The 11,751-nt window shown below is 69.9% G+C and carries 9 protein-coding genes; all 9 read left to right on the plus strand.

Features of this window, described 5'->3' with window-relative positions:
• The first annotated feature begins 34 nt into the window (after positions 1 to 34).
• The 9 genes from NM203_RS24430 (at position 35) to NM203_RS24470 (ending at position 11,683) form a co-directional block, all read left to right on the plus strand.
• On the plus strand, positions 35 to 832 hold the full coding sequence (locus tag NM203_RS24430; RefSeq protein ID WP_255063151.1) for an IclR family transcriptional regulator: 798 nt from the start codon (positions 35 to 37) through the stop codon (positions 830 to 832).
• Positions 833 to 896: 64 nt separating this feature from the next.
• Positions 897 to 2,432, plus strand: coding sequence for a histidine ammonia-lyase (gene hutH, locus NM203_RS24435; protein WP_255063152.1), 1,536 nt, complete (start codon positions 897 to 899; stop codon positions 2,430 to 2,432).
• 105 nt (positions 2,433 to 2,537) lie between these two features.
• Entirely contained in the window at positions 2,538 to 6,674 is a 4,137-nt protein-coding gene (locus NM203_RS24440) for a glycoside hydrolase family 38 N-terminal domain-containing protein (RefSeq protein WP_255063153.1), read from the plus strand.
• Positions 6,675 to 6,702: 28 nt separating this feature from the next.
• Positions 6,703 to 7,317, plus strand: a complete 615-nt coding sequence (locus NM203_RS24445) for a DUF7158 domain-containing protein (RefSeq protein WP_255063361.1) — start codon at positions 6,703 to 6,705, stop codon at positions 7,315 to 7,317.
• Positions 7,317 to 8,216 carry an ROK family protein gene (locus NM203_RS24450; protein ID WP_255063154.1) on the plus strand — a complete coding sequence of 300 codons (900 nt, stop codon included), beginning with the start codon at positions 7,317 to 7,319 and terminating at the stop codon, positions 8,214 to 8,216. The genes NM203_RS24445 and NM203_RS24450 overlap by 1 nt, the downstream gene beginning before the upstream one ends.
• Positions 8,217 to 8,510: 294 nt before the next feature.
• Positions 8,511 to 9,122, plus strand: a complete 612-nt coding sequence (gene rplJ / locus NM203_RS24455; protein WP_255063156.1) for a 50S ribosomal protein L10 — start codon at positions 8,511 to 8,513, stop codon at positions 9,120 to 9,122.
• A gap of 45 nt (positions 9,123 to 9,167) precedes the next feature.
• Positions 9,168 to 9,554, plus strand: coding sequence for a 50S ribosomal protein L7/L12 (rplL, locus tag NM203_RS24460; protein ID WP_255063157.1), 387 nt, complete (start codon positions 9,168 to 9,170; stop codon positions 9,552 to 9,554).
• 230 nt (positions 9,555 to 9,784) lie between these two features.
• Positions 9,785 to 10,918, plus strand: coding sequence for an ABC transporter ATP-binding protein (locus NM203_RS24465; RefSeq protein ID WP_255063160.1), 1,134 nt, complete (start codon positions 9,785 to 9,787; stop codon positions 10,916 to 10,918).
• A gap of 15 nt (positions 10,919 to 10,933) precedes the next feature.
• A complete protein-coding gene (locus NM203_RS24470; RefSeq protein ID WP_255063162.1) occupies positions 10,934 to 11,683 on the plus strand; it encodes a methyltransferase domain-containing protein in 750 nt (249 codons plus the stop codon).
• Positions 11,684 to 11,751 lie beyond the last annotated feature (68 nt).

An 11,751-nucleotide genomic window follows, 5' to 3' on the forward strand; every position in this document is an offset into this window, starting at 1 on the left:
GGTTCGCACACGCAGGTCGCCGAGGGAGGTGCGCGTGTCCAGCACGTCGCCCGCCGTCGGTCGGGCCCTCGACGTGCTGCTCTACCTCGCGGGCAAATCCGGCCCGGTGTCCGGCGCCGCGGTGGCACGCGACCTGAAGATCCCGCGCTCGTCGACCTATCACCTGCTCGACGTGTTGATCGCGCGCGGCTTCGTCGTCCACTTCCCCGACGAGCGCACGTACGGGCTGGGTATGGCGGCCTTCGAGATCGGATCCGCGTACCTACGGCACGAGCCGCTGGAGATGCTGGCGCGACCGGTGCTGCGGCGCCTCGTCGCGCAGGTGGGCGAAACCGCGCACCTCGGCGTGCTGCACGGTGCCGAGAGCCTGTACCTGCTCAAGGAGCAGCCGACGGTGGCGCGCATCCCGGTCACCCTGGTCACCGACGTCGGCGTGCGACTGCCCGCTCACCTCACCGCCAACGGGCGATCGATCCTGGTGCACCTGTCGGCGGCCCAGGTGCGGGCGCTGTTCCCGTCGAGCCGCGGGTTCGTCGACCGCACGGGGCAGGGGCCGGCCACCCTACCCGAGCTGCGACGGGTGCTGGCCGAGGAGCGTCGGCAGCGGTGGTCGGAGGAGGTCGGCCTGGTCACCGCGGGTCTGCAGTCGGTGGCCGCGTGCGCGTTCGACCACTCGGGGCGGCCCGCCGCGGCGATCAGCGTGACGTGGCGGCAGGACCGCACCCGCGCGTCGCGCACCTCGCTGGTGCGTGCGGTGCGCGCGGCGGCACGCGAGCTGACCTCGGCGTTGTCCGGCCGCGAACCCGACGGCTGGTTCGACGACGGAGTCTGAGATCCGAGACGGTATGTGATTCGGACCCGTTCGCCGGATCCGGGTCAGGCTCTAGGTTTGCGGCATGACTGTCACCGTCGGCATCGGTCCCGTGAGCTTCGACGACGTCGTCGCGGTCGCCAGGACCGCCGGCCGCGTGCAGCTCGCCGACGACGCCGCCGCGGCGGTCGAGGCGAGCCGACGCCACATCGAGGCGCTGGCCGCCGATCCCACCCCCGTGTACGGGGTGTCGACGGGATTCGGGGCGCTTGCCACTCGGCACATTCCGCTGGAGATGCGTACGGCGTTGCAGCGCAGCCTCATTCGCTCCCACGCCGCGGGGTCGGGCGCCGAGGTGGAGGCCGAGGTCGTGCGCGCGATGATGCTGCTGCGCCTCTCGACGCTCGCCAGCGGGCGCACCGGCGTGCGCCGCGAGACGGCCGAGGCCTACGTGAACCTGCTGTCGGCGGGCCTGACCCCGGTGGTGTACGAGTACGGAAGTCTCGGCTGCAGTGGCGATCTCGCCCCGCTGGCACACGTGGCGCTCGCGATCATGGGTGAGGGCCAGGTGCGGGATCGAACCGGGGCGCTACACGACACGGCGTCCGCACTCGCCGCTCACGGGCTGCGGCCCGTGGTGTTCGCCGAGAAGGAGGGCCTGGCGCTCATCAACGGCACCGACGGCATGCTCGGGCAACTGGTGCTGGCGCTCAACGATCTGGACAACCTGTTCCGGGTGGCCGACGTCGCGGCGGCCATGAGCGTGGAGGGCCAGCTGGGCACCGACCGGGTGTTCGCCGACGACCTGCAGCGGCTGCGCCCGCATCCCGGCCAGGCCGCGTCGGCCGCGAACATCAGGGCGCTGCTCGCCGACTCCGACATCGTCGCGAGCCACCGAAGCCCGGACTGCGCCCGCGTGCAGGACGCGTACTCGCTGCGCTGCTCGCCGCAGGTGGCGGGCGCGGGCCGCGACACCGCCGCGCACGCCAGGACCGTTGCCGAGCGTGAATTGGCAAGCGTCATCGACAATCCCGTCGTCACACCCGACGGCCGCGTCGAGTCCAACGGCAACTTCCACGGCGCGCCGGTGGCCTACGTGCTCGACTTCCTGGCCATCGCCGTCGCCGACCTGGCGGGTATCAGCGAGCGGCGCACCGACCGTTTCCTCGACGTCGCCCGCAACCACGGGTTGAACGCGTTCCTCGCCGCCGACCCCGGCGTCGACAGCGGCCACATGATCGCCCAGTACACCCAGGCCGGCATCGTCTCCGAGCTCAAGCGGCTGGCGGTCCCGGCGAGTGCCGACTCGATCCCGTCGTCCGCCATGCAGGAGGACCACGTGTCGATGGGGTGGTCGGCCGCCCGCAAGCTCCGGCGCGCCGTCGACGGGCTGTCGCGGGTGCTGGCCATCGAGGTGCTCACCGCGGCGCGCGCCCTCGACATGCGCGCCCCGCTGACCCCGTCGCCCGCGACCGGTGCGGTGGTCGCCGCGGTGCGGTCGGTGGTCGAGGGGCCGGGTCCGGACCGGTATCTGGCCCCCGAGATCGCGGCCGTCGTCGAGCTGGTGCAGTCCGGCGCGGTGGTCGCAGCGGCCGAGAGTGTGGTCGGGCACCTCGCCTGATTCCCGCGTTCTCTCGGCGCGAACGTTGGTTACCGTCACGCCATTTTGAAAAACGCGTATCGGTAACCAACGTTCGCGGGGGACGGAAGTGGCTAGGGTGGCGGGATGCACGTCACCTCGGCGGAGTCGACGGAGCTGTTCACCGGTCCCGAGGATGCGCCGCTGCAGCTCGTTCGCGTGGCCTACCGACTGTGCGCCCGGCCGACGCCCGTCACGGTCGAGGGACCCGGCCTCGAGACCGTCGGCACGGTGACCGCGACGCCGCGCGGCCACACCGTGGAGGTGCCGGTCCGGGTGACCGACGGCAGCGTCGGCGAGCGCAGGGCCGCCCGCGTGACGGCGGGCCGCAGCAGCGTGGGCTTCGAGTTCACCGTCGCCGAACCCGGCTGGACGATGTACATGGTCAGCCACTTCCACTACGACCCGGTGTGGTGGAACACCCAGGCGGCGTACACCAGCGTGTGGACCGAGGACCCGCCGGGCCGCTGCAGGCAGACCAACGGCTTCGAACTGGTCAGCGCGCACCTGGAGACGGCGCGGCGCGAACCCGAGTACAAGTTCGTGCTCGCCGAGGTCGACTACCTCAAGCCGTACTGGGACACCCACCCCGAGGATCGCGCCGACCTGAAGCGGCTGATCGCCGAGGGCCGCGTCGAGGTCATGGGCGGCACCTACAACGAGCCGAACACGAACCTCACCCATCCTGAGACCGCGATCCGGAACTTCGTGCACGGCATCGGCTTTCAGCGCGACGTCATGGGTGCCTCACCCGCCACCGCCTGGCAGCTCGACGTGTTCGGCCACGATCCGCAGTTCCCCGGCATGGCGGCCGACGCCGGCCTGACGTCCAGTTCGTGGGCCCGCGGACCGCACCACCAGTGGGGTCCGATGGCCGACGGCGGCGACCCCGAGCGCATGCAGTTCGCCAGCGAGTTCGAGTGGATGGCGCCGTCGGGCCGCGGACTGCTGACCCACTACATGCCCGCCCACTACGCCGCGGGGTGGTGGATGGACTCGTCGGCGTCGCTCGAGGATGCCGAACGCCAGACGTACGAACTGTTCGCCGGGTTGAAGAAGGTCGCGCTCACCCGCAACGTGCTGCTGCCCGTCGGCACCGACTACACGCCACCCAACAAGTGGGTCACCGACATCCACCGTGATTGGGCGGCCCGCTACACCTGGCCGAAGTTCGTCTGCGCGCTGCCGAGCGAGTTCTTCGCCGCCGTGCGTGCCGAACTCGACGAGCGAGGCGCCACCCCGTCGCCGCAGACCCGCGACATGAACCCGATCTACACGGGCTGCCACGTCTCCTACATCGACACCAAGCAGGCCAATCGCGCCGCCGAATTCGCCGTGCTGGAGGCCGAGTGCTTCGCGGTGTTCGCCGGCCTGCTCGCAGGCGCGACGTACCCCGAAGCGGCGCTGGCCAAGGCGTGGGTGCAGCTGGCCTACGGCGCACACCACGACGCCATCACCGGGTCGGAGTCCGATCAGGTCTACCTCGATCTGCTGACCAGCTGGCGCGATGCCTGGCAGCTGGGGACCACCGCGCGCGACAACGCCCTGGCGCTGTTGTCGACGGCGGTCGACGCATCCGTCGTCGTCTGGAACCCGTTGGCGCACAGCCGCACCGACATCGTCACCGTTCACCTCGACGAGCCCTTCGCCGGCGTGCTGCTCGACGCCGACGACCGCGAGGTGCCGGTGTTCGTCGAGCACGACGGGCACACCGTCACGTGGCTGGCGCGTGAGGTGCCCTCGCTGGGTTGGCGCGCGTACCGGTTCGGCAAGGGCTCCGGCGTCGTCGTCGGTTGGGAATCGCTGGACGGCCACGAGATCGACAACGAGTACTACCGGCTGAGCGTCGACGCGGCCCGCGGCGGCGGCGTCGATTCCCTGATCCGCAACGGCCGCGAGCTCATCACCGCGGGCCGCGTCGGCAACGAACTCGCCGTTTACAAGGAGTACCCGGCGCATCCCAAGGCGGGCGAGGGGCCGTGGCATCTTCTGCCCAAGGGCCCCGTCACGTCGTCGACGAGTGCGGCCGCCACATCCGTTGCGGTGCAGCGCAGTCCGCTGGGCGATCGCATCGTCGTCACCGGCCGGATGCGGGGGTTGCTGAGCTACACCCAGACGATCACCCTGTGGCGGGGTGTCGACCGAGTCGACTGCCGCACCGTGGTCGACGAGTTCACCGGGGAGGATCGGCTGCTGCGGCTGCGCTGGCCGTGCGCGATACCGGGGGCGATGCCGGTCAGCGAGGTCGGCGACGCCGTGATCGGCCGCGGCTTCGGGCTCACCCACCGCCACGGCGTCACCGACAAGGCCGTCGACACCGCGAAACACCCCTACACACTGGATAATCCGGCGTTCGGCTGGTTCGGGCTGTCATCCACGGTGCGGGTACGACTTCCCGACGGCGGGATCAGGGCGATCTCCGTGGCCGAGGTCGTCTCGCCGGGACCGGACGCCGACCCGCTGGCCCGCGAGGTGATGGTCGCACTGGCCCGCGCCGGAGTGACCGCGACCTGCACCACCGCCGAGACCGCCCGGTACGGGGACCTCGCGGTCGATTCGAACCTCCCCGATGTCCGGATATCACTGGGCTCCTCGGCGGAGAACACCTTCACCGCCGGCGTGCTCGCCGGAGCGGAAAGCGACATGCGCGTGTGGGTTCCGGCCGATGCGCCGCTGGCCGACGTCTGGGTGCCCGGTGCCGACCTGCGCGGAATCCGGACCCTGCCCGTACTGGTGGTCGGCTCCGCCGACGGCCTCGACGCCGCGGTGCGAGCCCTGATCGACGACCTCGCCGACGCCGAGATCGAGGTCGTTCGCGTGGTCGGCACCGAGGACGGCCGGTTCGACGACCGCACCGTCGCGATGTTCAACCGCGGGGTGCCGAGTTTCGCGGTCGACTCCGACGGCACTCTGCACACGTCGCTCATGCGGTCGTGCACCGGATGGCCGTCCGGCACCTGGATCGACCCGCCGCGCCGGACCGCGCCCGACGGCTCCAACTTCCAGCTGCAGCACTGGTCGCACACGTTCGACTACGCGATCGCGGTCGGCGACGGTGATTGGCGGACCTCCGAAATGCCACCGCGCAGTGCGGAATTCGGTCAACCTCTACTGGGCGTCGTCAGCCACCACGATCCGGGATCAGGCGGCCTGCCGCCGTGGGGTTCGCTGCTGGAGATCGAGCCCGCGAAGGCCGTCGCCCTCGGCGCGCTCAAGGCCCTGGGCAACCCGACCCCACACGGCAGCACGGCGCACGTCGACCCGAAGGACGGCATCGTCCTGCGTCTGGTCGAGAGCCTCGGGCGCAGCGGCGTCGACGTGGAGATCCACTCCGGGCTGCGCAGCGTCGACACCGAGCGGCTCGACCTGCTGGAGCGACCGCTCGCCGAACCAGCCGGCGACCTGCACCTGCACGGCTACGAGATCGCCACCGTGCGTGCGCACCTCAACCTGCCGCGAGTGCTCGACGCCGACCACACCGAGCTCGCACCCGACGCCGAGCCCGCCCAACCGCTGTACGCGAGGTACTGGCTGCACAATCGGGGACCGGCGCCCCTCGGCGGGCTGCCCGCCGTGGCGCACCTGCACCCGCGGCAGCTCGGCGTGGATCCCGGTGCACCGGTTGAGCTTCAGCTCACCGCCGCCAGCGACGGTGACGTGCCGCTGCACGGCAAGGTGCGGCTCGTTGTGCCGCCGGAGTGGACCGTTGCACCCGACGACCTGCCGTTCATGCTGCCGCCGGGCGAGTACCTCGAGGCGAACCTCCACGTCACGATGCCCGAAGGGACCGCGGCCGGGCTGTACCCGATTCGCGCCGAACTGGCGCTGACAGGGACGGCGTTGCCCGGCTCCTGGCGCCAGACCGTGGAGGACGTGTGCGTCGTGTCCGTCGGGGCCACCGACGACGTCGTGCTCCGGCTGGTTGCCGAGCCGCAACCGGTGGAGGTCGCGGCCGGGGGCACCGCCACCGTCGGGGTGACCGTCGGCACCGACTGCCACGCCGACCTGTCGGTCGAGGCGCACCTCATCACCCCGTGGGGAACGTGGGAGTGGATGGGCCCCAACATCATCGGCGCCGACGTGCCTGCGCGCGGCACCGTCGACCTGCAGTTCGACGTGTCGCCGCCGCCGTGGGTGGAACCCGGGGTGTGGTGGGCGCTCATCCGGGTCGGCTGTGCGGGCGACCTGGTGTACTCGCCGGCGGTACAGGTGAGGGTGCGATGAGCGCTTGCCCGAAGAGCCGAGGGCCGCGATGAGCGGGCACACCGTCGCCACGGTGGCGGGCACCCCTATTCTCGTCGCCGAGGTCGACGAGCGAGAAGAGCGTCTGAGGGCGACGCGGTTGGCATCCGCGTTGCCGTCGCCCGGTACCAGCGAGGGCCGCCAGCTTCGGCGCTGGCTGACCCAGCTGCTGGTGACCGAGCACGTCGTCGCCGCCGAGGTGGCGGCGCGCGGTCTGTCAGCCGACAACGCGCCAACAGAGGAGGAACTGATGCCGGATACCGTCTCTCGCATGGAACTCGGCAGTGTGGCCGCGTCCGTGCTCGAGAGTCCGCGAGCGCGCGCGCTGTTCGCCGACGTGACGAGCGCCGTCGCCGTGTCGGATGCGGCTGTCGCGCAATATCATTCGCGCAATCCGCGACGCTTCGCACCCGCGCAGACCGTCGCGGGCGGCTGGCACAGACCGGCGGCGCCAACTCCGTTGGACGACGTCCGGGCCGCCGTCGCCGGGCACCTGCTGGCCGCCGCGCGCCGCCGCGAGTTCCGCCGCTGGCTCGACGCGCAGGTGAGCAGCGACGTCGAATTGGCGCCCGGTTACGAGCATCCCGGCGATCCCCGCCAGCCCGACAACACCCACCGCCACTGATGGCCACGCTCGCACTGGACATCGGCGGCACGAAGATCGCCGCGGGCGTCGTCAGCGACGACGGTGACCTGATGCACCGGGCTCAGGAGAAGACGCCCGACGAGCGCGAGGCGATCTGGGGCGTCGTCGAGAGACTGCTCACCGAGGCCAAGGGCACCGCCGGGGAGCTGACGGGGGTCGGGATCGGCTCCGCGGGTCCCATCGATCTCCACACCGGCACCGTCAGTCCGATCAACATCCACGCGTGGGACGACTTCCCGATCGTCGACCGGGTCGCGGAGTTGACCGGGCTGCCGGTGCGCCTCGGCGGCGACGGACTGTGCATGGCGTTGGGCGAGCAGTGGCGCGGCGCCGGGCAGGACGCCAGGTTCATGCTGGGGATGGTCGTCTCGACGGGTATCGGCGGCGGGCTGGTGCTCGACGGCGCCCCGTACGACGGCCGCACGGGTAACGCCGGCCACGTCGGGCACGTGGTGGTTGACGTCGACGGGGCCAAGTGCACGTGCGGCGGGCACGGGTGCGTCGAGACCGTGGCGTCCGGGCCGAGCATCGCCCGGTGGGCGCGCGACCACGGCTGGGACGCACCGCCCGAGTCCAACGCCAAGGAACTCGCCGACGCGGCCAAGACCGGCGACCCCACCGCGCTGCGCGCCTACTACCGCGGTGCGACCGCGATCGCCGCGGCCATCGCGTCGGTCGCCGCGGTGTGCGACCTCGATCTGGTGGTGATCGGCGGGGGAGTGGCTAAATCGAAGGGCCTGCTGTTCCTTCCCCTGCGCGAGACCCTGACCTGGTACGCCGGGCTGGATTTCATCCAGGAGTTGCGCGTCGAACCCGCGGTGCTGGGTGGCGACGCCGGCCTGATCGGCGCGGCGAAGCTGGCGACGCTCGCGGAATAACGATCTGGGCGCGCTAGTCCGACCTGAGGGCCGAACAGCGCGCCGACATCACGGGGAACGAGCGATTTGGGCTGATCGGCGGGGGTCGGGTACTCTTGGCGACGTTCCACCGAAGACCGTCGGTCACCGAGAAATCGGTTGAAGGTCCGGGCTAACCCCCGGCGGCCCACGCAGGAGGACGAGGTAACAGTATTTCTGTGCGCCCCGACCTGTCTGTGTCGGGGCGTTTTTGTATGTCAAGCCTTCTTCGCCGGTCGACGTGGATACGCGTACACCAATTACGAGGAGGCATGCATGGCCAAGGCTGATAAAGCCACTGCGGTCGCTGACATCGCCGAACAGTTCAAGGAGGCGACGGCCACCGTCGTCACCGAGTACCGCGGGCTCTCGGTGGCCAACCTGGCCGAACTCCGTCGCTCGCTCGGCGCATCCGCCACCTACACCGTCGCCAAGAACACCTTGGTGAAGCGGGCCGCGAGCGAGGCCGGTATCGAGGGCCTCGACGAACTGTTCGCCGGACCGACGGCGATCGCGTTCATCTCCGGAGAACCGGTCGACGCCGCCAAGGCGATCAAGACCTTCGCCAAGGAACACAAGGCGCTGGTCATCAAGGGCGGCTACATGGACGGCGCCGCGCTGTCCGTGGACGAGGTGAACCGGATCGCCGATCTGGAATCGCGCGAGGTGCTGCTGGCCAAGCTGGCCGGCGCGATGAAGGGCAACCTCGCCAAGGCCGCGGGGCTGTTCAACGCTCCCGCGTCTCAGGCGGCACGACTGTTCGCAGCACTGCAGGAGAAGAAGGCCACGGAGAGCCCGGCACCCGCCGCGGACTCCGAGGCATCCGCTGCCGAGGCACCCGCCGCGGCCGCAGCAGAAGACCAGGCACCGGCCGACGCGGCCGAGTAGCTCGACACCAACGACACCACATAAGTAAGTAAGGAAGGACCAATCATGGCCAAGCTCAGCACCGACGAACTGCTCGATGCCTTCAAGGAAATGACCCTGCTCGAACTCTCCGAGTTCGTGAAGCAGTTCGAAGAGGTCTTCGAGGTCACCGCGGCCGCTCCGGTCGCCGTCGCCGCCGCCGGTGGCGCAGCCGCCCCGGCCGAGGCCGCCGAGGAGCAGTCGGAGTTCGACGTCATCCTCGAGGGTGCCGGCGAGAAGAAGATCGGCGTCATCAAGGTCGTCCGCGAGATCGTCTCGGGCCTGGGCCTCAAGGAGGCCAAGGACCTCGTCGACAGCGCCCCCAAGCCGCTGCTCGAGAAGGTCAACAAGGAGGCCGCCGAGGCCGCGAAGGCCAAGCTCGAAGAGGCCGGCGCCAAGGTCACCGTCAAGTAGTTCCACCTCTGCTGGGGGTCGGGTCGCACTGCGACTCGGCCCCCGCAGTCGTTTCCGGGTGCGTTACTGCTGGCAAACACGCTGCGTAACCGGAATGTGAGATATGCCGCGCTGAATTGCCAAGCTGTGACCGACCATAAAGTGTTGCCGATATGCCGCGTAGGCTACAGTGACTCAAGCCACAGGCCGCTGACAGCGGCGGGGATGAACACTGGGCGGAAGGATCTCGCGTGGGCATCGGTATTCAGGTTGAGGGATTGACGAAGTCCTTCGGTTCCCAGCGAATCTGGGAGGACGTCACCTTCGACATTCCGGCCGGTGAGGTCAGCGTGTTGCTGGGCCCGTCCGGTACGGGTAAGTCGGTCTTCCTGAAGTCCCTGATCGGCCTGCTGCGCCCCGAGCGCGGCAAGATCATCGTCGACGGCACCAACATCATCGAGTGCTCGGCCAAGGAGCTCTACGAGATCCGCACGCTGTTCGGCGTGATGTTCCAGGACGGCGCGCTGTTCGGCTCGATGAGCATCTACGACAACACGGCGTTCCCGCTTCGTGAGCACACGAAGAAGAAGGAATCCGAGATCCGTCAGATCGTGATGGAGAAGCTCGACCTGGTCGGTCTGACCGGTGACGAGGGCAAGTTCCCCGGTGAGATCTCCGGCGGTATGCGCAAGCGCGCCGGGTTGGCCCGCTCGCTGGTGCTGGACCCGCAGATCATCCTCTGCGACGAGCCGGACTCCGGTCTGGACCCCGTCCGTACGGCCTATCTGTCGCAGCTGCTGATCGACATCAACGCCCAGATCGACTGCACGATCCTGATCGTGACGCACAACATCAACATCGCCCGCACCGTGCCCGACAACATGGGCATGCTGTTCCGCAAGCACCTGGTGATGTTCGGCCCGCGTGAGGTGCTGCTGACCTCCGATGAGCCGGTCGTCAAGCAGTTCCTGAACGGTCGTCGTCTCGGTCCGATCGGCATGTCGGAGGAGAAGGACGAGGGCACGATGGCCGAGGAGCAGGCCCTCGCCGACGCCGGTCACCACGACGGTGGTGTCGAGGAGATCGAGGGTGTGCCGCCGCAGATCCAGGCCACCCCCGGTATGCCGCACCGCCAAGCCGTCGACCGCCGTCAGGCTCGTGTTCGCGACATCATGCACACCCTGCCGCCCGCCGCGCAGGAAGCCATCCGCGACGACCTCGAGGGCACCCACAAGTACGCCAGCCACGAACCGGGTCACGCCGACACCGTGGTGTCGCGACACTCGGCAGGTGCCGAGGCGCAGACCGCCGTCATCGGCGGTGACGACTCGCCGACCGCCACCATCCCGGTGCAGGGCGGCGCCGGTCCGAGCCTGCAGAAGTAGCTGCGCTCCTCGACTATGGCCGGCGTAACCGAGTCGGCTGCGGTAACACGTGTGCGAGCGCTGCTCGCCGAGCCTGCGACACTCGTCGACGGGTACCTCGATGTGCTTGGTGCAGAACGGGTTCCGCAGAGTACCGCGCAGCGCGTGATGGGTTCCACGCTGCTGCCGAAGATTTACGAACGCCTGTGGCGGCCCGTGCTCTTCTTCGGCTTCACGATGCGCAACACCGCTGACGAGGACCGCCTGAAGCGGCGCCTGCTCGACATCAGCGCGGGGGAGGCCGTCCTCGACGTCGCCTGCGGGCCGGGGAACACCACGCGCTCACTCGTCGGCGATGTCGGCGCCGATGGCCTCGCGGTCGGCGTGGACAGCTCGGCGACGATGCTGGCGCAGGCCGTCGAGGAGACTCCCCGAGACGATCCGGTGGCGTACGTCCGGGCCGACGGCGCCGACCTGCCGTTCGCGGACGCGACGGTCGACGCGGTCAGCTGCTACGGCGCGCTCTACCTGATGGACGACCCGTTCGCGTCGCTGCACGAGATGATCCGCGTGCTCAAACCGGGCGGCCGCATCGCGGTGCTCACGACCTGCGCGCGCGGACCCGAACCCGTGCGACGGCTCAGCGTCGCCGCCTCGCAGCTGGCCCCGCTGCGCCTGTTCGACGTTCACGAGATCACGATGGCGCTGCGTGCGGCCGGCCTGGTCGACGTGCAACGCCGGGTCACCGCGGCATCGCAGACCGTCAGCGCTCGCAGGCCCGGCTGACGCCGGCGTCGACGCTGGTCGGATCCGCCCCATTCGCGACACTCGCATCAAACAGTGCGCTATCTCTT

Source organism: Mycolicibacterium arenosum (genome assembly GCF_024320865.1).
Lineage (GTDB): Bacteria > Actinomycetota > Actinomycetes > Mycobacteriales > Mycobacteriaceae > Mycobacterium > Mycobacterium arenosum.